Origin of the sequence: Meiothermus sp. Pnk-1, from assembly GCF_003226535.1 — a bacterium.
Taxonomy (GTDB): Bacteria; Deinococcota; Deinococci; order Deinococcales; family Thermaceae; genus Allomeiothermus.
On record NZ_QKOB01000003.1, the window covers coordinates 408,057 to 430,480 of the forward strand.

Genomic DNA, 22,424 nt, shown 5'->3' on the forward strand with positions numbered 1-22,424 from the left:
ACCCCACGGCTTGCGCCGAAACAAGCGTCTCGCTACCCCGCCTACCGGCGGTGAAAGAGGCGTCTCGCTCGGCGAAAATACGCCACCCCTCGCTTCGCTCGGCGAAAATACGCCTCTCGAGGTACAGCTTGGGCTCGCGCTGGGGGGCGGGTATGCTGTAGGTCGTTTGGCTCTTGGGGTATGAAGGGGAATCCGCTTGATCCGTCCTTATTGTTGGGGCCCCCCACAGGGGGCGTAACCGATAGGCCTTGGCTTGCATTTGGCGGAACGCCTCGGGCGGGGTTCGCATGACCCGTATTTTTCGTAACTCCGTGGTGGTCATGATCGGCACCCTAGCCAGCCGGCTGCTGGGGGTATTGCGCCAGATCGTCTTCAATAACGCCTACGCCTCGGATACCCTCAAGGACGCTTTCAACGTGGCCTACCGGGTGCCTAACCTCTTCCGCGAGCTGCTGGCCGAGGGCGGGGTGCAAAACGCCCTGATCCCGGTGCTCAAATCCTTGCCCGACGCGGAGGTTCCGGTGTTCGCCCGCCGCTTCGGGGCCTTGTTGCTGGGGCTCAACCTGGCGGTGATCGGGCTGTGCTGGGCGGCGGCCCCTTGGCTGGCCGGGCTCCTGATCTCGCCGGGCAGCCCCCACCTGCGAGAGCCGCAGAACTTCCAGACGGTGGTGCTCCTGATGCGGCTGGCTTTGCCCTTCCTGCTGGGCATCTCGATGTCGGCCCTGTTCACCGCGCTCCTCCAGGCCGACGAGCGCTTCGGGGCCAGCAGCTTCAGCCCCTTGGCTTTCAACCTGGGCTCGATGGCCTTGATGCTCCTGTGGCCCGGCGACCCGGTGATGCTGGGGCTCTCGGTCACGGTAGGGGGATTCTTGCAGGCATTGGTGCAGCTTCCTTACCTGCGGGGGTTTGGCCTCGAGTTCAGGCCCCACCCCGCTCTTGGGCGCGCTCTGGCCCGGATGGGTCCTTTTGTCTTCACCACCTCCACCCGCCAGGTTCTGAACTTGGTGTTGGTGAATATCCTGACCTTTTACCCGCAAGCTACCGTGACCGGTTTTTACAACGCCGAGCTGGTCTACCTCACCGCTTTGGGGGTACTGGCGGTTTCCCCGGCGATGGCCGCGTATCCCCGCATGTCCGAGCTATATGCCAAAGGAGACCTTCCCGGCTTCAACCGCCTCCTTGAGGGGATGATCGCTCGGGTAGCGGTTCTGCTAGGGCTGGCCTCTGCGCTGATGGGTTGGTTGGCTCCTTGGCTGGCCTCGGTTTTCGCCTGGACCGCGAACTTCACCCAGGCCAACCGCGAGCTCACCACCCTCTTCCTGCTCACTTTCAGTTTTTCCCTCCTCCCCTGGGGCCTCAACGCCCTCTTGGTGCGAGGGTTCTATGCGGTAGGGGAAGTCCAGCGGGCGGTGCGCATCTCGGTGCTGGTGGTGCTCTTGAACACCCTGGGCTACTGGCTCCTCAAAGGGCAAAGCCTCTATCTGCTCAACGCCGCGACGGTATTGGCCGGTTTGGTCGGGATGCTACTCTACGCCCGCCGATTAGGAATTTTTGGGCATTTGCGCCTGGGCTGGTTGGTTTTTCTGCTGGCCCGGGTGGGCCTCGCAGCCCTCATCTCGGGAGCTCCGGCCTACTTCGTGGCCCGCCTCTTCGGGCCGCCGCAGAATTTTTTTCACGACCTCCCGGCCTTGGTCGTAGCCGGGGGGGTGGGGCTTTTGGTGTATGTGGGGGTGGCTCGAGCCCTGCGGCTGTCGCTCAGGGGGTGAGCCGGTGGCGGTCGCGGGGGAAGGCCCGCGCATAGCGCACGTTGGGCAACCCCAAGAGCTTCTGGGTGAGCCGTTCCGCCCCGATGGCGAACCCGCCGTGGGGGGGCATCCCGTACTTGAACACCTCCAAGTAGCCTGTGAAGTTCGCCGGGTCGTTGCCTTTTTTCCTTAGTTGCTCGACCAAAACCTCGTACTGGTGCACCCGCTGCCCACCCGAGGTGATCTCCAGCCCGCGGAATAACAGGTCGAAGCCCCGCGTCACCCCGTTTCCCTCGGGGTAGGCGTAAAAGGGTCGGGCCACTTCGGGGTACTTGGTGACGAAGAGGAAGTCCACCCCCCACCGCTCCTTGGCGTAAGCCCCCAACGCCCGCTCGGCCTCCTCGTTGAAATCCTGGCCAACCGGCATAGAAAGCTCTTCGCGCAGGATGCGCCGAGCTTCGGCGTGAGAGAGCCGGGGCATCTCTTGGGTGTTGGGCCACTCCACCTCGAGCATCGCCAGCTGCTTGGGCGTAGCCTGCCGGGCCTCCTCGAGCATGGCCCGCAGCAGGTTCTCCTCGAGGTCGATAACCTCGAACTCGTCTTGGATGAAGCCCATCTCCACGTCGAGCGACAGATATTCGTTCAGGTGGCGGCTGGTGGCGTGCTCTTCGGCGCGGAAGACCGGGGCCACCTCGTAGACCCGCTCGTAGACCCCCACCATGATCTGCTTGTAGAGCTGGGGCGATTGGGCTAGGTAGGCCCGTTTCTCGAAGTAATCCACCCCGAAGAGGTTACTCCCCCCCTCGGCCCCCGCCGAGACGATCTTGGGGGTGTAGATCTCGGTGAACCCTTGCGCATCCAAGTAGTTGCGGAAACCGCGCACCAAGGCCGCCTGCACCTTTAGGGCGGCCCGGGCTTTCTCCCCCCGCAAGCTCACGTAGCGGTACTCGAGTAGGGTCTCTGGGTTGACCCGCCACTCTTCCTTGGGGATCTCGATGGGGGAGGGCTCGAGGGCCGCCGACACCACTTCGATCCCGTTGGCCAGCACCTCATAGCCGCCGGGGGCTTTGGCGTTTTCCACCACCTTGCCCGTTACCCGTAGGCTCGACTCGGCCAGGGGGAGGTTCACCCCCTTCTCCACCACTACTTGCACGATCCCGCTGCGGTCACGCAGGAGGGCGAACTGGATGCCCCCCAGGTCGCGCTTCCAGTGCAAAAAGCCCAGCAGGCTAACCTGCTCCCCGACGTGATGGGGTACTTCGCTTGCCAGTACTCTCGACATCGCTTTGCTCCTCATCGAAAACCCCCCGGCGCAAGGGCGGGCCGGGGGGCGTTTGCCTATTCCCCCGCTTAGGAATTGTCGTCCCTACGACCCCACATCTTGCTAGAGAGTCTACGGGCAGGCTTCCTCCGGGTCAAGCGAAGGCAAACAACCGCTGGGCGTTTTCATCGGTGAGGTGCTCCATCGCTCGGCTTTCCATCTCCCTCAGCGCGGCCAGCTGCTCGAGGGTGTGGCGCACCAGGGCCGGATGGTTGCGCTTGCCCCGGTGTGGCTCGGGGGGGAGAAAGGGGCTGTCGGTCTCTACTAACAGCCTGTCGAGCGGCACCTGCCGGGCGGCATCTCGCAGGGTGTCGTTCTTCTTGTAGGTGAGGGACCCGGCGAAGCTGAAGTAGCCCCCGAGCTCCAAGCCCACCTGCAGCAGTTGCTTATGCCCCCCGAAGGCGTGGAGCACGAACCGGGGAGGGCGGTGGAGCCGGAGCCACTCGGCCAGCTCGCGCTCGGCGTCGTCGCTGCCTTTGGCGCTGCGGACGTGAAAGATGAGGGGGAGGCCCCGGCTTTGGGCGAGTTGGGCTTGGAAGTCCAAGGCCCGGTACTGGGCAGAACGGGTTTCGGGTTTCCAGTAAAAATCCAGCCCACTTTCGCCGATAGCCCGCACTTTGGGGTGCCGGGCGAGTTCGCTCAGGTCGGCCTCGAGGTGGGAGGAGAGCTGCTCGGCCTCGGTGGGGTGTAGCCCGACGGCGGCCCAGACGTTGGGGGTTTTCGCGGCGATTTCGAGGGCTTTGCGGTTTTTCACCGGGTCGGTGCCGATGGTTAGGAGGGCGCGGAAGTCGCGCGCTGCATGGAGGGCAGCCTCGAGTTCGCCTGCTTCTAGGTAGTCCAAGTGGCAGTGGGTGTCGGTCACGCGGACTAGGGTATCGGGGAGGGGAAGAGGGCATTGGAGCGTAAGGAACGTTGCCTAGGGGCCTGGTAGCGCTGACCGCACGTCAGACGTGGTACGTCACACGTCCTTCGTACGAAGGAGATCGGTCCCCTAGGTGTACGGGCATCGCCCGTCCCGCTAGGGAATCTACCCCCGCGTTTAGCCTCTGGCGTTTTGCGTATAGCGTACGACGTAATTCGCGTTAGGGCCGCTATGCGGCCCTAGATGTATATCCGCTCATGCAAGAGAAGAGGTCGCTTTGCTTGATGCCCGGGCCTCAACCTCGCGTTTGAACTCCTCTAGAGTTACTTTCAAAAGCTTGTGGGGTTCGCCAAACATGCTGGCGTAAATGTCGGCCGCCCGGTTCATCAGGGGGGACTTGAAGTGAGGTTGACCCTCGAAATGAAGCCTAACGCGGCTGCCGTTTTCGGTAGGCTCGAACCACACCGATCCCTCTACCACCAAGTCGTGTTCGGCTCCTTCGATGCTGGCAAAACGGACATAACGAGGGGCTTCGCGCTCCACCGCTCGAGCGGTCCAAACTAGATCTACCGGAGGCATACCCCGAGCCCGGAACATCCATCCTTCGCCGTGGCGCTTGACCTCCTTGAGGTAAGTGGACCAGCGGGGCCAGCTGGAGAAGTCTTGGAATGCTTCCCAAACGACTTCGACCGGAGCGGCAATTACGATCTCGAGGTCCTCTTCGAAGCGCATTCCACACCTCCTGCAACCCAAGCTTTGGGACTGTGGGCAAAGAGGGTCTACCCGGGGTGTTCTCTATAAAATAATCGGGACATTTGTCCCGAATTGTGACGGTGTTGCAAATTGTTCTGGAATGGAGTCAACTTATACCTTTCCAGTCGCTGCGTACCCTCTTGCGGAAAGGGTTTTCTCCGGGCGTACGTCTATTGGCTTCCACGGCGCACGCCTTATTGCGGAGGACGCGCGGTCGGCAGTGGGCTAAGCGCTCTCCGGAAGGTTCTCGGCTTGTGGGACCCTGGAGGCAGGCTGGTGACGCGGTTAGCCCGCTTTTCTGCTTTAGCGTGTTGCCTCTGGTGCGCCTTTCCGGAGCACTAAAGGCTCCCCGTGGGGTGTTGGTGGCGAGGTGAAACGACCGCCTCGAGCCATCCTACAAACGCTTGCAACCCCCGGTGGTACATCTGCAGGCGCCTTTCGGCCTTGCTGGCTTTGCTCTCGATAGCAGGAACCAAACCCCAGCTGGCGTTCATCGGTTGAAAACCTTGGGGGTTGGCCGTGGCCAGGTAACGAACCAGCCCACCCAGCATGGAGGTCTCGGGAGGGACGACGGCCTCTGCGCCCAAGGCCAGCCGCGCCGCGTTTACCCCGGCCAGCCAGCCAGTCGCGGCGGATTCCAAGTAGCCCTCCACCCCAGAGAGCACCCCGCAAACCAGCAACTCGGGGTGTTGGCGTAGCTGCAGGGTGGGGTGGATGAGCCGAGGGGCGTTGAGGTAGGTGTTACGGTGCATGACCCCATAGCGCACGATCTCGGCATGCTCGAGCCCGGGGATACTCTGCACCAAGAGCTTTTGGTCGCCCCACTTGAGTCCGGTCTGGAAGCCTACCAAGCTCCACATCCGCCCCGCCGGGTCCTCCGCGCGCAGCTGCACCACCGCAAAAGGCTCCTTGCCGGTACGCGGATCGGGCAGGCCCACCGGCTTCATGGGGCCAAACCGCGGGGTCTGATAGCCGCGCCGGGCTAGCTCCTCGATGGGCATACAGCCCTCGAAGAACTCCAGGTGCTCCCAGTCGTGGGGGGTGTGCTTTCTCGCCTGCGTCAGCAGCTCGTAAAAGCGAGCGTACTCCTCCTCGGTCAAGGGGCAGTTGAGGTAATCGGCGCTTTGTCCGTATCGGCCGGCGCGGTACACAACCTCGAGGTTGATGCTCTCTCCCAGCACCACCGGGGCCGCCGCGTCGTAAAACCCCAAAAACTCCTCCCCAATCAGCGATTGCAGATGGGCCGCCAGGGCGTCGGAGGTGAGCGGACCGGTAGCGATCACCACGATCCCCTGAGGGATCTCAGGGATTTCCTCGCGGACCACTTCGATGTAGGGGTGGCTCGAGACGGCCTGGGTAATGAAGGCCGAAAACCCCTCGCGCTCAACCGCCAAAGCCCCCCCAGCCGGGATGCGGTGCAAGTCCGCGGCCCTCATCACTACCGAGCCCGCCGAGCGCATCTCGGCCTGCAAGAGTCCCTTGGCGTTGTTCGGCCCCTCCCCGCCCAGGCTATTCGAGCAGACCAACTCGGCAAAACCCCCGGTACGGTGGGCCGGGGTCATCCTGTGTGGGCGCATCTCGTAAAGGCGAACCCTCACGCCCGATTGGGCAGCAGCCAGAGCCGCCTCCGACCCAGCCAACCCGGCTCCGATGACATGAATACGGTCCATCCTTCTACTCTAGCGCGTCTCGGGCCGGCCGATCCTGGGGTTGACCCCTCAAGCTGCTTAAGATCCTCCCCATCGTCCCTAGGCTGCTTCCTATGAAGCCTCCGACACCTCCGCCTACAAGCCCGATCGCAGCCCCCGCAGCTCCCCCTACCTCGTGGGAGAGGGCGGCCCCGAGGGCCAAGCCCACCAAGGCCCCCATCAGGGCCCCACAGAAGACCCCGCTCAAGATACCCTTCAACCGGCTGCTGGTCCGGATCCAGACCAAGACCCCCGTCACCGCTCCCACCACGGCCCCCCCCAGACCGCTCATCACGCCCACCACGAAACCTACGATCTGTAGGGTCTTGGCATCGGTGCTATGAGCCCCTTCAGCAGCCGCCAGAATCAAAGCTTCAACTATCCCATTCATCGAAACCATCCTTGGCGGGGCGGTTTCCCAGCCCGGAGCGGTACAGTAAATACCCCAGCACCCCCACCAGAAGGAAAGGGACGGGTACCATCAATCCAAGCCCCCAGGCATGACCCATACCTACGTCAGCGCTTACCTCCGACCCCGAATCCTGCGCGAGCGTGCAGAGAGAGGTCGGGATGCCCTCGGTCAAAAGGTAGGGTTCCCTAAACCCCGCCGCGACCCCCGCCCGCACGCTCCACCACAGGGCCCCAGCGGCGAATCCCACCGCCAACGAAAGGGCCAGAACCATCCGGCGCACCGGCTCCTCCCCCTATCGCCCGAAAAAGAGCTCCCGCACCCCGGCCACGTAGTTGCCCTCGGGGAGCAGGATCGCTACCAAGGCCATCAGCAGTAAAGGCGGCAACAGGATCGCCAGGATCAAGCCCAGCCGCTCAAAGCGCATGTGCATGAAAAACCCCACGATCAGCGCGGCTTTGATCAGGGCAAAGGCGGTGATCAGGAAGTGCCGCAGCCAGTCCGGGTGCACATCGAAGTAATCCAGGAAATAAGACATCGCCGACAACACGAAGAGCAGACCCCACACGATAAGGTAGACCCTTATCGGCTGGTGCTGCTCGCCTTTGGTTGTGCTCGCGGGGGTTTCGGCGTATTCCATGTTTCCTCCCTTGGCCCGGTGCACGGTTTAGAACAGGTAGAAGAACGCGAAGATGAAAACCCACACCAAATCCACGAAGTGCCAGTAGAGCCCGCAAATTTCCACACCCACGTAACTGCCCCGGTCGTAAACCCCTTTTAGCACCCGCACCGCTACCGCGGTGAGGTAGATCACCCCGATGGTTACGTGCAGGCCGTGGAAGCCGGTGAGCATAAAAAAGGAAGAGCCGAATTGGGGTGCGCCCATGGGATTGCCCCAGGGGCGGAAGCCCAGATCCACGATGAGGTGAGTCCACTCAAACGCCTGCATCGAGACGAAGGTCAGGCCTAGCAGGGCGGTGAGCACCATGAATATGGCAGTCTGCACCTTACGTTTGGCGTAGGCGTGATAGACCGCGATGGCCATGGTTCCGCTCGAGCTGATCAGCACTACCGTCATGATGGCGATAAGCAAAAGCGGGACTTCGGTCTCGCCGATGTGCAAAGCAAATACTTCTTTAGGGGAAGGCCAGGAGTTGGTTGTGCTGGCCGCTAGCCGGGCCGAGGCGTAGCTGGTGATAAACGAGCCAAAGATGAAGGTGTCGGAGAGCAGGAAGATCCACATCATGGCCTTGCCCCAGACCACCTTGAAGGCCGAGAGGTCGCTGGCCCAATCGCTCACCAGTTGGCTGGGGCCCTTTAGGGTTTGCTTAGGGTGTCGCTCCACGCCGCCTCCTCATTTGCCTGCGCCTCAAGTCAATAGCAACAGCCCGTATAACGCCGCCCAGACCGCCAGCAGAAAGTGCCAGTAGAGGGCACAAAGTTCAATCCTGAGGGGGGTGGGGCGGGCGCTCACCGCTGCCCAGGCCACCAGACCGCCGGCCAGGTGCAGGCCGTGCAGGGCGGTGATCAGGTAGAAGAAGCTCGAGGAGGGGTTGCTGCTCATCCCAAAGCCCAGGCTCTGCAGCTGCCTCCAGGCCAGCAGTTGCCCCAGGATAAAGAGCCCCCCCAGGACTCCGCCCAGCCGCACCCCGGTGCGGACCCCCTGCGCCTCTCCTTTGCGGGCAGCCCAAGCAGCCCGTTGGAAAAACAGGCTCGAGCAAGCCAGCACCGCGGTGTTGAGCCATAAAAGCCCCGGCTTAGGGCTGCTTTTCCAGTCCGGTAAGCCCATCCGCACCAGGTAAGCGCTCACCAGGGCCGAGAACATCACCGTGACTATCGCTAACAAGATCCATACCCCGATCTTCGCGGTGGGTAGAGGGAAGGCTCCAGGGGGAGGATCCCCTCCCCCGCCGCCTGATCCCCGGCCTCCGCGGTGGTGGACCCCGCCAAGGCTATCCCGCTCTTTCACTTGGGGCATAGCCTACTCACCTCCGCCGCCCGCAGCCTGAGGTTGGAGGGTGGGCCGATTCTGCGGGATAAAGTCTTCTGCCTCGCCAGGCACGCTATAGTCGTAAGGCCAGCGGTACACCACTGGAGGGGGTACCGGGCCCCAGTTGCCATGGGGGGCTGGGGTGGGGGCCACCCACTCCAGGGTGGCTGCACGCCAGGGGTTTTGCCCTGAATGCTTGCCCCAGAAGATGCTATGCACCAGGTTGTAGGCAAAAAGCAGCTGGGCCGCCCCCACGATAAGGGCCACCACGGTGATAAAGCGCTCGAGGCTATGCACCGATTCGGGGACGAACTGAAGGTTATTGAAATCGTAGTAGCGGCGGGGAACCCCGGTGAGGCCGATGTAGTGCATCGGGAGGAAAATCGCGTAGGTACCGACAAAGGTAACCCAAAAGTGAATCTTACCCAGGGTTTCGTTCATCAGCCGACCCGTCACCTTGGGAAACCAGTGGTAGATCCCGGCGAAGATCGCCACGATGGCTGCCACCCCCATCACCATGTGGAAGTGCGCCACCACGAAATAGGTGTCCTGAAGCGGAAAGTCTAGCACTACGTTGCCCAAGAAGAGCCCGGTCAGCCCACCGATCAAGAACGTGTTGAGAAAGCCGATGGCGAAGAGCATGGGGGTGGTGAGGTGAATGTTGCCCCGCCATAACGTCAGCACCCAGTTGAACACCTTAACCGCAGAAGGTATGGCCACAATTAGCGTGGTCACGGCAAAGAGGAAACCAAAGTAAGGATTCATCCCGCTGGTGTACATGTGATGGGCCCATACCACAAAGCTCAAAGCCCCGATCACCAAAATCGAGAGCACCATCATGGGGTAACCGAAGATCGGTTTGCGCGCGTGCACCGCGATGATCTCGGAAATCACCCCCATCGCCGGAAGAATCACGATGTAGACCTCGGGATGGCCGAAGTACCAGAAGAGGTGCTGGAACAAAAGCGGGCTGCCCCCCTCGTGCGGCTGGAGTTGGCCGAACTGTACGATGGTCGGGATGAAGAACGAAGAGCCCGCCAACCGGTCGAGGAGCAGCATTATGCAGCCCACAAAGAGCGCTGGGAAAGCCAGCAAGGCCAGGATGGTCGCCACAAAAATCCCCCATACCGCAAGCGGCATCCGCATCAGGGTCATGCCTTTGGTGCGCAACTGCAGCACGGTGGTGACGTAATTGAGCCCACCCATGGTGAAGCCGATGATGAACAGAATCAGCGAGACCAGCATCAGCACGATGCCTAGGTCCGAACCTGGGGTTCCTTTGAGGATGGTCTGAGGGGGATAGAGGGTCCAGCCACCCCCGGTAGGGCCGCCCGGAACAAAGAAGCTCGCCAGCAGCACTAACACGGAGAGCAGATAAGCCCAGTAGCTGAGCATGTTGACGAAGGGGAAAGCCATGTCCCTGGCCCCCAGCATGAGGGGGATCAGGAGGTTGCCAAAAGTCCCCAGCAAAAACGCCGTCAGCAAGTAGATCACCATGATCATCCCATGCTGGGTTACCGCCTGGTAGTAGCGGCTGGGGTCAATGAAGGAGAACTGGCCGGGAAACCCTAGCTGCAAGCGCATGCCCCAGGAAAGCACCATTCCCACCGCTCCTACAAAGAGCGCGGTGAGGGCGTACTGGATTCCGATGACCTTGTGGTCTTGGCAGAATACATACCGGGTCCACCAGCTTTTGGGTTCCGGGCCGACGTAGTGATCGTGATAGCCAGGGTTGTAGTGCGCCATTCCTTTACTCCCCTCCTCTCTCGTCTGAAGCACGCCAGGCGCTCGAGTGCGGGCTACCGCTGGGCTTTAGGGCTGGGGCCAAATATCTGAGCCACGGTAGGGCGCTCAGAGAGCCACTTTTGGAAAGCGTCTGGCTCCATCACCACCACTTTCCCCACCATGCTGTAATGCCCCACCCCGCATAGCTCAGCGCAGATCACCTGGAACTCGCCAGTCTTGGTGGGGGTAAACCATACCTCGGTGACCATCCCCGGCACGACATCCCACTTAACCCGGAACTCTGGGACATAAAAACTGTGGATCACATCGTTGGAGCGCATTCGCAGCAACACCGGCTGGCCTACAGGCAAAGCCAACGGGCCACCCAGCACGGGGATGTCGTCCTGGCTGGCGGGGGCCTGGGGGTCTAAGCCGAACTGGTTGGCCGGGGTGAAACGTTTGATGCTGGCCGGGCCCAAGACACCGTCTTTACCCGGGTAACGATAGCTCCATAGCCATTGTTGGGTCAGCACCTCTACCACCATATGGTTTTGCGGGGGGCGGATGAGCTGGGCGTAGTAGTAAAGCCCAGGCCCCAACAACACCACAATCCCTACGGTAGTGACCGCGATCAACCCCCACTCCAGCCGGGGATTATCCACGAAGAAGAGCGCTTTGCGGTCCTTCTGGGCACGGTGATAGTACACCGAGTAGGCGATGAAGAGATTGACCCCCACCAGCGCCAAACCGGTAACGGCAAAAGTGATGACGATGAGGGTATCGAGCGACCCCCAATTAGAGGCCAAGGGGGCGAACCACCACACCTTAGCGACGGTCAAAAAGATCGTCGCCACAATCATAGCAACCAGGGTGAGGGCCACCGCCAGAGCTTGCATTGTCAGCTCCTTTATCCTTAAAAGTTTAGCGCTGACTTTATGGATTGTGAATGGCCGGCCGTACTGTTTCAAACAGCCTTTTCGTGATTTTTTGCACTACGCTGTACGCAAGACGCTAAGCGGGATGGAACATCTTTAGCGTGAATCTTGTTACCAGACCACTGGCTCTAGCCGATATTCCGCACCCCTCCCCTCCGGCCTTAGGATTTTGGGGTGGAACCCACACCCGCGCTCCAGGTTTACGACCTGGCCCATCTGGGCCTGGTGGCCGGCATCATGGACCGCATCGGCTTGGTGGGGGTGGTGGATCAGAAGGTGGGGCCCAGGCCACAGGAGAAGGTCTCCACCGGCATGGCCCTCAAAGCCGCCGTCCTTAACGCCTTGGGCTTCGTGGCCTCCCCCCTCTACCTCTTCGGCCACTTCTTCCAGGGCAAGCCCACAGACCACCCCCGAGCTTCTGAACGACGACTGCATGGGCCGTGTACGAGGCGGGGGTGACGGAGGTGTTTCTGGGGATCGTGGGGGCGGCCAAGAAAGCCTTCCCCTTCCCTGTCCACGCTCTGCACGTGGACTCCAGCAGTTTCCACGTGCACGGGGCTTATGGGGAGGAGAGGACGGAGGGGGAGGCGGGAGGAGAGGAAGAGCCCCGGGCCATCCGCATCGTCCACGGGTACAGCCGGGACCACCGGCCCGACCTGAGGCAGTGGGTGATGAACCTGGTGTGCGCGGACACGGGGGGCATCCCCCTGCTCTACGCCCCGGGGGACGGGAACCAGGCGGACCGGGAGACCCTGGTCTTTCTGGTGGCCCGGTACCGGGAGGCCTTGGACCTGGGGGAGGTGGTGGTGCTGGACGGGGCCAGCTACAGCCGGGAGAACCTCCTGGCCCTGGAGGGGTTTGGGTGGATCCTGCGGGTCCCCGCCACCCTGAAGGAGGCCCAGGCCCTCTTGGGGAAGGAGGTGGCGGAGGGGGCAGTGAAGCCGCACCAGCGGCCCGGCGATGCCGGTACTCAGTGGCTTCCCCTTCTCCCTGGGTACCGGGGCCTGGAGGTGGAGGTGACCTACGGGGTGCGGCAGCGGTGGCTTTTGGTGGAGAGCGAGGCGCGGCGGAGGGAAGCGGAAGAGGCCCTGGCGCGCAAGGTGGAGCGGGGGGAGGAGGAGGCGGGGAGGGTGCTCAGGCGCCTCCTTGCCCGGCGCTTTGCCTGCGAGGAGGACGCCCGGAGGGCCCTGGAGGCGGCCAGCGCCTCCCTGGCCTACCACCGGCTGGTCTTCCTGGGGTTGCGGGAGGAGAGGCGGCGGGGCCGGGTAGGGAGGCCGAGGAAGGGGGAGGGGGCTTTGGGGGTGAGCTACCGGCTTCTGGCGCGGGGGGAGGTGGACGAGGGGAAGGTGGCCCAGGCGCGGCGGGGGCTTGGGCGCTTTCTCCTGGCGACCAACGTGCTGGACCGAGAGGCCCTTCCGGCCCGGGAGGTGCTGGTGAGGTACAAGGAGCAGGGCAAGACGGTGGAGCGGGGCTTCCGCTTTCTCAAGGACCCCTTGTTCTTTGCCTCCAGCACCTACCTCAAGCGGCCGGAGCGGGTGATGGCCTTGGGGATGGTGATGGCGGTAGCCCTTTTGGTCTACGCCCTTGGGGAGTGGGAGCTAAGGCGGCGGCTCGGGGAAGAGGGGGTGCGGGTGCCGGACCAGAAGGGGAAGCCCACGGAGAGGCCCACCCTGCGGTGGATGTTCCAGTACTTCATGTGGGTCCGCCTGGTGGTGCTTGAGGGCAGGGTCTTGGTGCTCAACCTCTCCCCTGACCATGAGAAGGTGGTGCGGCTTCTGAGGGTGGAGCGATATTACCTCCTGGAGTGAGGGGGGTGCGGAATGTGGGCTCTAGTATGATTTTCGGGGCATTTTGCGGCTCCCACGTCCTACGTCATACGCCAAAGGCAGGGTGCGGGGTACCACCCCCGTAGAGCTTGCTCCAAAAACTACACAAATCTTGTTACCGGCCCACTAACCGTGAAGAAGCTTCGCTCTAGCGGGCTGTCCAGCCCAGATCGATGACCTGGGCCGACCCGGTGATGGCCCCAGCTTTGTCGGAGGCCAGGAACAGGGCGTATTCGGCTACCTCCCAGGGCTCGATCAAGCGCTTGATGGCTGCCGGGGCCAGCATCACCCTCTCCACCACCTCGCTCTCAGGGATGTGTAGGGTGCGGGCTTGGTCGGCGATCTGCGCCTGGACGAGGGGGGTATTGACGTAGGCGGGACAGATCGCGTTGCAGGTGATGCCGTACTCGGCCACCTCCAGCGCGACGGTTTTGGTGAGGCCCAGCAGCCCGTGTTTGGCCGAGATGTACGCCGACTTGAAGGGGCTGGCCACCAGGCCGTGCAGGCTCGCGATGTTGAGAATACGGCCCCAGCGCTTAGCCTTCATCCCTGGCAGGGTGTACTTGATGAGCTGGAAGGGCGCGCTTAGGAGTACCTGGAGCATCAGGTTCCAGGTTTCCTCGGGAAATTCCTCTACCGGGTGGATGCGCTGGAGCCCGGCGTTGTTGACCAAGATGTCCACCGGGCCTCCCTCCAGCGCCTTCCGGGCGAGCTCCTCGACCGCTTCTTGGCGCGAGAGGTCAGCCTGGATGAAGCTTCCTCCCAGCGCCCGGGCGAGCTCTCCGCCGCTTGGGGAGAGGTCGTTGAGGATGACCTTGGCGCCCTCGCGGGCAAAGACCTCGGCGATGGCCTTGCCGATACCACTCCCGGCCCCGGTGATCAGCGCGGTTTTTCCTTGCAGCTGCATAGCCTTATCCTATAGAGCCAGATACGCTTTCCGCACGCCTTCGTCGCGCACGAGCTGGTCTGCCAGACCCGAGAGCATCACTTTGCCGTGCTCCATCACATACCCTCGGTCGGCCACCTCCAGGCTCATGGCCACGTTCTGCTCGACCAAAAGCACCCCGATGCCCTCCGCCTTGACCCTCGAGAGCGTCAGGAGCACCTCCTCGGCCAGCTTGGGGGAGAGGCCCAGGCTGGGTTCGTCCACCATCAAAAGCTTGGGCCGCCCCATCAGGGCCCGCCCGATGGCCAGCATCTGCTGTTCGCCGCCGGACATGGTCCCGGCCAGTTGCCTGCGCCGTTCGGCCAGGCGAGGGAAGAGGGCATAGATGCGCTCGAGGTTCTCCTGCCGACCTTCCCAAGCCAGGAAAGCTGCTCCCAACAGGAGGTTTTCCTCGACGCTCATGAGAGGGAAGAGCTGCCGCCCCTCGGGGACGTGCCCCAGGCCCAGCCGGGCGCGTTTTGCGGCGGAGAGCCCGCCGAGGTCGCGCCCATCTAGCCGTACACTCCCGCCCCAGGGCCGCATCAGCCCGGAAACGGTGCGCAGCAGGGTGGTTTTGCCGGCCCCGTTGGCGCCTAGCAGCGCCACCAGCTCGCCCTGGGAGACCTCGAGGCTCACCCCGAAGAGCACCTGGGCCTTGGCGTAGCCGCCGGTGAGGTCGCGGACGCTAAGCTTCATCTCGGCCTCCGGCCCTGCAGTTCGGTCGTACGTCGCGCGTCATACGTCCTACACAATTCGGCGCACGGCGTATGACCTCTCGGTTCACGCGCTCCTCCCCAGATACGCCTCGCGCACTTTGGCGTTTTGCGCCACCTCGTCGTAGCGACCTTCAGCGATGACTTGGCCATAGTCCATCACCACCACCCGATCCGCCAGCGCCCGCACCACCGGCATCAGGTGCTCGATGAACAGGATCGCGACCCCGCTGGCGCGGACCTTCTTGACCAGTTCGACCGCCTCCATCGCCTCGGCAGGCCGTAGCCCGGCCATCACCTCGTCGAGCAGGAGCAGCTTGGGTTGGGTGCAAAGCGCCCGGGCCATCTCCAGCCGCTTGTCCTCGAGCAGGGTCAGCTCGCCCGCCGGGGTCTCGGCTTTGGGCTCCAGGCCGGTCAGCCTGAGCACCTTCTCCACCACCTCGTGCGCAGTTTTCAAGGGGGTTTGCGGCTTGCCATAGATGCCGCCTACCAATAGGTTTTCCCGCACGGTCATCTCGGGGAAGGGCTGCACGATCTGGAAAGCCCGGCCCAGGCCCCGCCAGGTGCGTTGCTCGGGCGGAAGGAGGGTGATGTCGGCCTCGAGAAAACGTATTGTGCCAGCGTCAGTGGGGTAGAGCCCGCTGATCAGGTTCAAGAGGGTGCTCTTGCCGGCCCCGTTGGGCCCGATCACCGCCAGGATCTCGCCCTGGCGCACCTCGAGGCTCGCGTTGTTGACCGCCACCAGCCCGCCAAAGCGCTTGGTCACCCTGGAAAGTTGCAGCACGACCGCGCTAGACATGCTGTTCCCCCTGCGGGCTCGAGCTGGGGATGGGTTTGGAGCGAGATCTGACCAACCCGACGAGCCCTTTGGGCAGGAAGAGGATGGTCAGTACGAGGATCACCCCGTACACCACCAGATATCCCTCGCCGATGCGCAGGCGCAGCCAGGTCTCGAGCCCCACCAGCAAGATCCCGCCCACAAGCGGCCCCGCCGTGGTGTAGAGCCCGCCGAAGATGGGGATGACCAGGGCCTCCACGGCCCGCGCCAGCCCAAAGGCGTCGTAAGGGGTGAGAAAGAGGGTTTTCATCCCATACACCCCGCCCGCGAGCCCGGCTAAGGCCGCTGAAATGGCAAACACCAGCAGCTTGACCCGCACCACCGGCACCCCCAGCACCCGCGCCACGGCCTCCCCCTGGCGGGTGGCGGCCATCGCATAGTGGAGGCGGCTTTGGCTCACCCCCAGGCTCACCAGTGCGCACCCCGCTAGCACCGTCACCGCCAGGTAGTAGCCTCCCAGCGGGAGTTGCCCCCCGAAAGCGGGCGGCACCGGCAGGCCGATGGAGCCCCCGGTGAACTGGGCTTTGAGCACCAGAGTGCGCATCACCTCGGAGAAGGCCAAGGTGGCGATGGCGAAGTACATCCCCTGTAGGCGTAAGGTAGCGAGGCCGAGCAGCAGGCTCGAGGCGGCAGCTATGGCCATCCCTACCAAGAGCGCAGGGATCGTCCCCAGCCCTGGGGCCGCCAAGGCCGCCGCGTAAGCTCCCAGCCCAAAGAACGCCCCGTGCGCCAGGGAGAGCTGACCGGTGCGGGCCAGCAGATCCCAGGAGAGGGCTAGCCCGGTAACGATGAAGGCGAACTGCGCCGTGTCGAGCAGAAAGGCCCGCCATGCCCCCAGCGGCAGCCCCGGCAGAAACAGGGCCAAAAGGAGTACCATCCCGACCAGGATCAAAGTGCCCTCCCGCGCTTCCATCGCCTCGCGAAGACCTCCTGCCAGCTACGCCAGGTGAGCGCCACGAAGATCACCAGGAAGAACACCGCCTCCACCCAGCCCCCTCCGCCCGGCAGGTAAGTGCTTACGAGGGCTTCGGCCAGGGCCAGAATGATCGCCGCGGGGATCACCCCGCGCAGGTTGCCCAGCCCGGCCATGACCACGATGGCGAAGGCCTTGAGGGTATAGGCGAAGCCCACCGTGGGCGAGGCATATAGCACCACCGAGAGCATTACCCCCGCCACCCCGGCAATGGCCGCGCTAAGGCCGAAGGCCAGCAGGTACACCTGCTCTTTCTCGATCCCCAAAAGCCCCGGCGCGACCCGGTTCTGCGCCACCGCCCGCACCGCGAAGCCCAGGCGGGTGCGGCCTAAGAACCCGTAAAGCCCGCCCAGTATGCCCAACGAGAGCAAAAACGCCGCGAACTGGGGAACCCCAAAGGAGAGCCCGGCCAGGCTGATCGTGCTGCCCTGGTAGGGGGGGCTCACCACCCGGGTCTGGGCCCCAAACACCAGCAACGCCACGTTCTGCAAAGCCACCGAGAGCCCGAAGGTCAGGAGCATCTGGTTGAGTTCGGGCGCGGCAAGGACGGGGCGGATCAGGCCATAGTAGCTGGCCGCTCCTACCAAAAAGACCACCAGCGCAGCGATGCCCAGCGAGAGGAGGGGATCGAGGCCAAAGTAGCTGAACATCCAGTAGGAGACGAAGGCCCCGATCATCAAAAACTCGCCGTGGGCGAAGTTGACGATGCCCACTACGCCCACCGCCAGGGCCAGCCCGCTGGCCACCAAGGCGTAGATCCCGGCGGCCAGCACGCCGTTGATGAGGGTTTGCAGCAGCAGCTCCATACAGGCCGCTAGTAGCTGCCGGGGTAGCGCAGCGGACGGCTGGCCCGCTCCTTGGGGAAGACCGGGCGGCGGGAGCCCTCGAGGTACTGGAACTGCAGCCAGATGCTCTGGTTGAAGCCCTGGTACTTGGTCTTACCGGTGTCGGAGGGTTTGAAGGAAAGCGGCCCAAAGGGGGTATCCATCTGTACCTTGGCCAGCGCTTCGGCGAGTTTGTCCTTGTCCGCCGATCCAGCGGCCTCGAGGGCCCGACCCAAGGAGAGCACGATGGTGTAGCCCATGGGGGCCATGTACTCGTCGGTGACCTCGCCGTACTTCTTGCGGTAGGCGCTTACAAACTTGCGCGACTCGTTGTTGGCCACCGAGGGCAGCCAGGCGGTCATGCCGGCGATATCGTTGGAGAGGTTATTCTTCTCAAACCCAGCGGGCCAAGCCGGCGGCGCGCCGTAGATGAGCTTGGGCTCGAGACCCACCTGACGGGTCTGGGCGGCGATGGGCAGGGCGTCCACGTCGTAGCCGATCCAGTAGAGGATATCCGGCTTGAAGGATTTGAAGCGGGTCAGGATCGCGGTGAAGTTCCCCGAACCCGATTTGAAGGGTTCGGCCTGCACGGCAAATCCGACCTTCTTCAGCTGGTCTTGGTAGGTTTGGATGCCCGCCGAGCCGAAAGGGCCGTCTTCGTAGAGGATGGCCACCTTGCGCGCGCCCTCCTGTTGGTAGAGGTATTTGAAGAACTCCATCGCGGCGGCGACGTTGTGGTAGTCCCAGGGGTGGTAGTGGAAGAAGCGATCATAGCCGCTGAAAGCCTGCTCGACCACGCTGCTGGCCGCGCCGATGCAGAGGAAGAGGGGCCCATACTGCTTGACCGGCCCGGAGAGCGCGAAGGTCACGCCGGAGGAGAGCCCGCCGATTACGATATCCACCTTGTCCACGGTCATCAGCTTGGTGAGGGCCGGGACCGCCGCCGCCGCGGCGTTGCCGTCGTCGGCGATGACCAGCTCGAGCTTCACCTTTCCGGAAGCGTTGACCTGGTCGGCGGCCAGTTGGAGGCCGTACAGGGCAGCTTTGCCGGCCACGGTGGAAATGGGCAGGAGCACCCCTACCCGGGCGGTGGTTTGGGCCCAAGCCAGGCCCATCAGGATGAAGACAACCGCTAAGATGCCTCTTTTCATGCTTCCTCCTCGTACAAAACCGTTGCCTCTCCTTCGATGACTTGTTCCCCGCGCTGGTTGGTGCAGATGGTCGTTAGCGTGAGGATGGGCTTATCCTCTCGGATGGCCTTGACCGTGACGGTCGCGGTGATGGTATCCCCCAGCTTGGTGGGCTTGAGGAACCTGAGGGTCTGCCCTAGATAGACCGCCCCGACCCCTGGCAGCTTGGTACCGATACAGGTCGAGATCAGCCCGGCCACCAAGATGCCCTGGGCGATCCGCTCGCCAAAGCGGCTGCGCTTGGCGTACTCTGCGTCTACGTGGAGCGGATTGGTATCCCCTACTGCGCCGATGAACATCGCCACGCTGGCCTCGCTGATGGTCTGGGTGTAGCTGGCCGAATCGCCGACCCTAAACCTCATGCATCCACCTCCAAAAACTCCCGGATTTCCTGGGCCAAAAGGGTGGGCACCTCGGCCGGGGCGGCGTGCCCGGTTTGGGGTAAGACCCGGTGCTTGGCCCCCGGGATGGCTTGGGCAATCTCCTGGGCGTATAGGGGGGGAAACAGCAGGTCCTCCTCGCCCGAGAGCACCAGGGTCGGCGCGGTGACGCCGCGCAGTTGGGGCCGCAGGTCGCCGAGGGTGAAGAACCCGGCCATCAGGTTGCGCTGGGCCTCTGCGGTAGGGGCGGCGAGCTTCATCTGCTCCAACGAAGCTGCGCTGTCTACCTCGGGGTGGGCCTCGAGATGGGCCCGTCCCCAGATCCAGGGCAAGGCGATGCGCAGTCGTCCCTCGGGGCCGCCCCATTCCAGCCCGAGCCGCCAGCTCTCGACCTTGGCCCGGATCAGCGGGTCAATCCGAGATGTGGTGCAGAGCAGGATCAGCTTGTGCAGGCCAGCAGGTTGGCGCGCCGCGTGGACCTGGGCCACGATCCCGCCGTTGGAGAGGCCCAGCAGGTGGTAGCGCTCGATGCTCAGCGCCCTGAGCAGCGCCTCCAGGTCATCGGCGTGGAGCTGGGGGGTGTAGACCCCTGGGGGGGTGCTCGAGCGCCCTTGTCCGCGCATGTCGTAGCGCAAGACCCTAAACCCCCTCAGGTGCGGCATTAAGGGCTCCCAAGCCTCGACCCGCTGAAAGATGCCGTTGGCCAGCACCAGCACAGGGCTGTCCATGCTGCCTTCCATTTGGTAGTAGAGTTCGATGCCGTTCGCGCTGACCTTAGGCATTTCGACCTCCGAAGCGCTTGGCCAGTTCGGCCTTGAGGATTTTGCCGGGGCCGCTTTTGGGTAGTTCCTCCAGGAATACGAAGTGCTTGGGAATCTTGTACCCGGCCAGCCTGCCCTTGAGGAAGGCGCGAAACTCCTCTTCCCAGCCGTGACCCTGAGCGGCCGCTTCGGCCTTGAGCGCGATGGCCGCCAAACCCACCTCGCCCCACTGGGCATCGGGTACGCCCACCACAGCGCACTCCGCCACCGCGGGATGGTCGTAGAGGGCGCGTTCGACCTCGATGGGGTAGACGTTTTCGCCCCCCGAGATGAACATCTCCTTGACCCGTCCCACGATGTAAAACCGCCCTTCCGCGTCCCGCCGGGCCAGGTCGCCGGTCTTGAGCCAGTCGCGCCCCTCGTGCCTGACCAGACACCTTGCGGTGTCCTCGGGGCGTTCGAAGTACCCCGACATCAGCGTCGGCCCGCTGAGCCAGAGTTCGCCCTCGCTGTGGGCTTCCTTTCCCTCCGCGTCCATCAGCTTGGCCCACAGGTGGGGCATCGGTCGCCCCACCGATTCCGGGTAGCGCTCGGCCTCGTCAGCTTCGAAGGTGAAGCAGTTCACCCCGCACTCGGTCAGGCCGTAGCCTTGTTTGAAGCGGAGCCCCTTAGCCCGGTACGCCTCGCGTACCGGAGCCGGGCAGGGTGCGCCGCCGGAGATGGCCCAGCGCACGCTGGAGAAATCCGTTCGCTCAAAATCCGGATGGTGGGCGAGCATCTGGTACATGGTGGGTACCAAGAACAACAGGCTCACCCGGTGCTGGCTCACCCAGGCCAGGTACTCGGCGGGGTCGAACCTCTCCTGGATCAGCACGCTCGCCCCCAGGTACAGCAGCGGGGTGCAGAGGGCGTTCAAGGCCGCGTGGAACATCGGGGTGGCGACGATGTAGCGGTCCTGGGGGGAGAGTCCCCAGCTCATGCAGGTCTGGAAGGCGTTCGTGAGCAGTTGCCGGTAGGGGATCAGCGCGCCTTTGGGTAGCCCGGTGGTGCCCCCGGTGAAGAGGATCAACCCCGGGTCTTCCAGCTCCACACGGTGTGCAGGGAGCGGGGCCGGGGGCAGGGCGGCCAGGGCCTCGAGGGGGTATGCGCGGGAGTCCAGGGCGTGGGCTAGCTCTGCCAACCCGTCGCTGTAGAAGAGGGCTCGAGGCCGGGTGTATTCCAGCAGCCCTTGCAGCTCGGCCCTGGACAGGCGGTGGTTGAAGAGGGTAGGGATGCAGCCCAACAGCGGCGCGGCGAAGTACAGCTCGAGGTAGCCGATATGGTTCCACCCCAACACCCCCACCCGCTCCCCCTGGCCGATCCCCAGCCCAGCCAGGGATTCGGCGGCGCGTACAGCCCGGGCATATAGCTCCTGGTAGCTGATCCAGCCCTCCCGCCAGAAGACCGCCGGGCGGTCGGGGTGGTATTCGGCCAGGCGCGCCAGCCAGTTGGCGTTAAGTTCCATTGCCCCTCTCCCAACGCAGCACCGCGGCCCCCCAGTGGTACCCGACCCCGGCCGCGGCGAGGGCGATGAGGCTACCGGGGCCGATCTTTCCCGCATCCCGGGCCAGCTTGAGCGAGAGGATCGGGTCGAGCTGGCCCAGATGGCCGTACTCGGCCAGGTAGATGCACTGCTCCTCGGCTATCCCTAACCCCTCGAGCACCGCCCGGTGCGCCGAGGGTTTCATGTGCAGCAAGGCCAGGTAATCCAGATCGGCGGCGGTGTATCCGGCGTCGTGCAAGGCCCCCTGGATGACCTCGAGGAAACCCGGCAGGGAGACGGCCTCGAGCCGGGTCTTCATCCACTCGGGGTTGGTCACGCGCAGCTTGAACTGCCCGGCATTTTCCGGGGTGACGGGGGCGGCGGTCCCGCCCACCGGGACCAGCACGCTCTGGGCCAGGGTGGGATCGGTCTTGAGCCGGGTGGAGAGGAGCCGGATCCCCGGCCCCCCGCGCCGCAAGACGGCAGCCCCCCCGCCCGCGGCCAGGTCGTACATAAAGCGCACGGTTTCGTCGGTGTAGTCGATCAGATCGCCGTTGCGGTAACCCCCGGCTACCAGGATCACCTCCACCTCGGGCCGCGCGGCGAACAGCCCCTGGGCTACGGTGAGGGCGGTGATAAAGCTGGCGCACTTTTGGTTGATGTCGAAGCCCCAGGCCCGGTTTGCAGCGACCTCCAGGGCGATGTAGGGCGCGCTCGTCCACACCGGGTAATCTTTGTACTCCTCGACGATGGAGAGCACCACGTCTACCTCCGCACCGCTTGCCTCGGCATCCTTCAGGGCTTCTGCCGCAGCCTTGGCGGCCATCTTGGCGGGGTCGTCGCCGGGGCCGGGTACGGGCTTCTGGTGGATGCCCAGCTTCTCCCGTACTACCCACTCCGGCAGCCCCGACCGCAGGGCGATTTCGCCGCTGGTCATGCGTGGAACGGGTAGATAGACCCCTAGGCCGCTGAGGTAAGCCATGATGAACCTCTGACTTGATCGCCAAAAGTCTATCGGGTGGCTGTTACAAGCTTGTTACAAAG

Annotated in this window: 22 protein-coding genes and 1 pseudogene; 2 read left to right on the plus strand and 21 right to left on the minus strand. The window is 63.8% G+C overall.

Annotation, left to right across the window (positions count from 1 at the left end; all coding sequences use genetic code 11):
* Positions 1-287 precede the first annotated feature (287 nt).
* Complete coding sequence (gene murJ / locus DNA98_RS06750) at positions 288-1,766, plus strand: murein biosynthesis integral membrane protein MurJ (RefSeq protein ID WP_110528035.1); 1,479 nt, start codon at positions 288-290, stop codon at positions 1,764-1,766.
* Here murJ and aspS read toward each other — a convergent pair.
* From aspS to coxB, 11 genes are all read right to left on the minus strand, one after another.
* Positions 1,756-3,027 (minus strand): aspartate--tRNA(Asn) ligase, encoded by a 1,272-nt coding sequence (aspS, locus tag DNA98_RS06755; protein WP_110528038.1) that lies wholly within the window; start codon positions 3,025-3,027, stop codon positions 1,756-1,758. The genes murJ and aspS overlap by 11 nt on opposite strands.
* A gap of 133 nt (positions 3,028-3,160) precedes the next feature.
* A complete protein-coding gene (locus tag DNA98_RS06760) occupies positions 3,161-3,928 on the minus strand; it encodes a TatD family hydrolase (protein WP_110528041.1) in 768 nt (255 codons plus the stop codon).
* A gap of 255 nt (positions 3,929-4,183) precedes the next feature.
* On the minus strand, positions 4,184-4,660 hold the full coding sequence (locus DNA98_RS06765) for an SRPBCC family protein (protein ID WP_110528044.1): 477 nt from the start codon (positions 4,658-4,660) through the stop codon (positions 4,184-4,186).
* Between the two features lie 359 nt (positions 4,661-5,019).
* Positions 5,020-6,351: a methylenetetrahydrofolate--tRNA-(uracil(54)-C(5))-methyltransferase (FADH(2)-oxidizing) TrmFO gene (gene trmFO, locus DNA98_RS06770; protein ID WP_110528046.1), complete on the minus strand. Its 1,332-nt coding sequence runs from the start codon at positions 6,349-6,351 to the stop codon at positions 5,020-5,022.
* Positions 6,352-6,355: 4 nt separating this feature from the next.
* A complete protein-coding gene (locus tag DNA98_RS06775) occupies positions 6,356-6,760 on the minus strand; it encodes a hypothetical protein (RefSeq protein WP_110528049.1) in 405 nt (134 codons plus the stop codon).
* Positions 6,744-7,061: a hypothetical protein gene (locus DNA98_RS06780; protein WP_129865679.1), complete on the minus strand. Its 318-nt coding sequence runs from the start codon at positions 7,059-7,061 to the stop codon at positions 6,744-6,746. The genes DNA98_RS06775 and DNA98_RS06780 overlap by 17 nt, the downstream gene beginning before the upstream one ends.
* 12 nt (positions 7,062-7,073) lie before the next feature.
* Positions 7,074-7,418, minus strand: a complete 345-nt coding sequence (locus DNA98_RS06785) for a cytochrome C oxidase subunit IV family protein (RefSeq protein WP_110528357.1) — start codon at positions 7,416-7,418, stop codon at positions 7,074-7,076.
* Positions 7,419-7,445: 27 nt separating this feature from the next.
* A complete protein-coding gene (locus DNA98_RS06790) occupies positions 7,446-8,123 on the minus strand; it encodes a cytochrome c oxidase subunit 3 (protein WP_110528055.1) in 678 nt (225 codons plus the stop codon).
* A 24-nt stretch (positions 8,124-8,147) separates the two neighbouring features.
* The gene (locus tag DNA98_RS06795) at positions 8,148-8,756 is read right to left on the minus strand and encodes a cytochrome c oxidase subunit 3 (RefSeq protein ID WP_110528058.1); all 609 of its coding nucleotides are present in this window, start codon (positions 8,754-8,756) and stop codon (positions 8,148-8,150) included.
* A gap of 3 nt (positions 8,757-8,759) precedes the next feature.
* Positions 8,760-10,514, minus strand: a complete 1,755-nt coding sequence (locus DNA98_RS06800) for a cbb3-type cytochrome c oxidase subunit I (RefSeq protein ID WP_110528061.1) — start codon at positions 10,512-10,514, stop codon at positions 8,760-8,762.
* A 53-nt stretch (positions 10,515-10,567) separates the two neighbouring features.
* Positions 10,568-11,389: a cytochrome c oxidase subunit II gene (gene coxB, locus DNA98_RS06805; RefSeq protein WP_110528064.1), complete on the minus strand. Its 822-nt coding sequence runs from the start codon at positions 11,387-11,389 to the stop codon at positions 10,568-10,570.
* A gap of 213 nt (positions 11,390-11,602) precedes the next feature.
* Between coxB and DNA98_RS06810 the strand changes: the two are divergent.
* Positions 11,603-13,236 (plus strand): annotated as a pseudogene (locus tag DNA98_RS06810) (IS1634 family transposase).
* Positions 13,237-13,402: 166 nt separating this feature from the next.
* Here DNA98_RS06810 and DNA98_RS06815 read toward each other — a convergent pair.
* The 10 genes from DNA98_RS06815 to DNA98_RS06860 all read right to left on the minus strand — a co-directional run bounded on the left by DNA98_RS06815 (position 13,403) and on the right by DNA98_RS06860 (position 22,362).
* Positions 13,403-14,161, minus strand: coding sequence for a 3-hydroxybutyrate dehydrogenase (locus tag DNA98_RS06815; protein ID WP_110528067.1), 759 nt, complete (start codon positions 14,159-14,161; stop codon positions 13,403-13,405).
* Positions 14,162-14,170: 9 nt separating this feature from the next.
* Positions 14,171-14,875 carry an ABC transporter ATP-binding protein gene (locus DNA98_RS06820; RefSeq protein ID WP_110528069.1) on the minus strand — a complete coding sequence of 235 codons (705 nt, stop codon included), beginning with the start codon at positions 14,873-14,875 and terminating at the stop codon, positions 14,171-14,173.
* 84 nt (positions 14,876-14,959) lie between these two features.
* Positions 14,960-15,691 carry an ABC transporter ATP-binding protein gene (locus DNA98_RS06825; RefSeq protein ID WP_110528074.1) on the minus strand — a complete coding sequence of 244 codons (732 nt, stop codon included), beginning with the start codon at positions 15,689-15,691 and terminating at the stop codon, positions 14,960-14,962.
* Positions 15,684-16,643: a branched-chain amino acid ABC transporter permease gene (locus DNA98_RS06830; protein WP_174720050.1), complete on the minus strand. Its 960-nt coding sequence runs from the start codon at positions 16,641-16,643 to the stop codon at positions 15,684-15,686. The genes DNA98_RS06825 and DNA98_RS06830 overlap by 8 nt, the downstream gene beginning before the upstream one ends.
* Positions 16,619-17,509, minus strand: a complete 891-nt coding sequence (locus tag DNA98_RS06835) for a branched-chain amino acid ABC transporter permease (protein ID WP_110528077.1) — start codon at positions 17,507-17,509, stop codon at positions 16,619-16,621. The genes DNA98_RS06830 and DNA98_RS06835 overlap by 25 nt, the downstream gene beginning before the upstream one ends.
* A gap of 8 nt (positions 17,510-17,517) precedes the next feature.
* Entirely contained in the window at positions 17,518-18,678 is a 1,161-nt protein-coding gene (locus DNA98_RS06840; protein ID WP_110528080.1) for an ABC transporter substrate-binding protein, read from the minus strand.
* A complete protein-coding gene (locus tag DNA98_RS06845; RefSeq protein WP_110528083.1) occupies positions 18,675-19,079 on the minus strand; it encodes a MaoC family dehydratase in 405 nt (134 codons plus the stop codon). The genes DNA98_RS06840 and DNA98_RS06845 overlap by 4 nt, the downstream gene beginning before the upstream one ends.
* A complete protein-coding gene (locus DNA98_RS06850; protein ID WP_110528086.1) occupies positions 19,076-19,879 on the minus strand; it encodes an alpha/beta fold hydrolase in 804 nt (267 codons plus the stop codon). Before DNA98_RS06850 ends, DNA98_RS06845 begins: the two co-directional genes overlap by 4 nt.
* Positions 19,872-21,362, minus strand: coding sequence for a class I adenylate-forming enzyme family protein (locus DNA98_RS06855; protein ID WP_110528089.1), 1,491 nt, complete (start codon positions 21,360-21,362; stop codon positions 19,872-19,874). Before DNA98_RS06855 ends, DNA98_RS06850 begins: the two co-directional genes overlap by 8 nt.
* Positions 21,352-22,362: a 3-oxoacyl-ACP synthase gene (locus DNA98_RS06860; protein WP_110528091.1), complete on the minus strand. Its 1,011-nt coding sequence runs from the start codon at positions 22,360-22,362 to the stop codon at positions 21,352-21,354. The genes DNA98_RS06855 and DNA98_RS06860 overlap by 11 nt, the downstream gene beginning before the upstream one ends.
* Positions 22,363-22,424 lie beyond the last annotated feature (62 nt).

What these genes read in the sequence shown, in the direction of transcription:
- murJ (WP_110528035.1), top strand. Translation starts at nt 288, where the DNA reads ATGACCCGTATTTTTCGTAACTCCGTGGTGGTCATGATCGGCACCCTA.
- aspS (WP_110528038.1), bottom strand. Translation starts at nt 3,027, where the DNA reads ATGTCGAGAGTACTGGCAAGCGAAGTACCCCATCACGTCGGGGAGCAG.
- DNA98_RS06765 (WP_110528044.1), bottom strand. Translation starts at nt 4,660, where the DNA reads ATGCGCTTCGAAGAGGACCTCGAGATCGTAATTGCCGCTCCGGTCGAA.
- trmFO (WP_110528046.1), bottom strand. Translation starts at nt 6,351, where the DNA reads ATGGACCGTATTCATGTCATCGGAGCCGGGTTGGCTGGGTCGGAGGCG.
- DNA98_RS06775 (WP_110528049.1), bottom strand. Translation starts at nt 6,760, where the DNA reads ATGAATGGGATAGTTGAAGCTTTGATTCTGGCGGCTGCTGAAGGGGCT.
- DNA98_RS06785 (WP_110528357.1), bottom strand. Translation starts at nt 7,418, where the DNA reads ATGGAATACGCCGAAACCCCCGCGAGCACAACCAAAGGCGAGCAGCAC.
- DNA98_RS06795 (WP_110528058.1), bottom strand. Translation starts at nt 8,756, where the DNA reads ATGCCCCAAGTGAAAGAGCGGGATAGCCTTGGCGGGGTCCACCACCGC.
- DNA98_RS06800 (WP_110528061.1), bottom strand. Translation starts at nt 10,514, where the DNA reads ATGGCGCACTACAACCCTGGCTATCACGATCACTACGTCGGCCCGGAA.
- coxB (WP_110528064.1), bottom strand. Translation starts at nt 11,389, where the DNA reads ATGCAAGCTCTGGCGGTGGCCCTCACCCTGGTTGCTATGATTGTGGCG.
- DNA98_RS06815 (WP_110528067.1), bottom strand. Translation starts at nt 14,161, where the DNA reads ATGCAGCTGCAAGGAAAAACCGCGCTGATCACCGGGGCCGGGAGTGGT.
- DNA98_RS06820 (WP_110528069.1), bottom strand. Translation starts at nt 14,875, where the DNA reads ATGAAGCTTAGCGTCCGCGACCTCACCGGCGGCTACGCCAAGGCCCAG.
- DNA98_RS06825 (WP_110528074.1), bottom strand. Translation starts at nt 15,691, where the DNA reads ATGTCTAGCGCGGTCGTGCTGCAACTTTCCAGGGTGACCAAGCGCTTT.
- DNA98_RS06830 (WP_174720050.1), bottom strand. Translation starts at nt 16,643, where the DNA reads ATGGAAGCGCGGGAGGGCACTTTGATCCTGGTCGGGATGGTACTCCTT.
- DNA98_RS06835 (WP_110528077.1), bottom strand. Translation starts at nt 17,509, where the DNA reads ATGGAGCTGCTGCTGCAAACCCTCATCAACGGCGTGCTGGCCGCCGGG.
- DNA98_RS06840 (WP_110528080.1), bottom strand. Translation starts at nt 18,678, where the DNA reads ATGAAAAGAGGCATCTTAGCGGTTGTCTTCATCCTGATGGGCCTGGCT.
- DNA98_RS06845 (WP_110528083.1), bottom strand. Translation starts at nt 19,079, where the DNA reads ATGAGGTTTAGGGTCGGCGATTCGGCCAGCTACACCCAGACCATCAGC.
- DNA98_RS06850 (WP_110528086.1), bottom strand. Translation starts at nt 19,879, where the DNA reads ATGCCTAAGGTCAGCGCGAACGGCATCGAACTCTACTACCAAATGGAA.
- DNA98_RS06855 (WP_110528089.1), bottom strand. Translation starts at nt 21,362, where the DNA reads ATGGAACTTAACGCCAACTGGCTGGCGCGCCTGGCCGAATACCACCCC.
- DNA98_RS06860 (WP_110528091.1), bottom strand. Translation starts at nt 22,362, where the DNA reads ATGGCTTACCTCAGCGGCCTAGGGGTCTATCTACCCGTTCCACGCATG.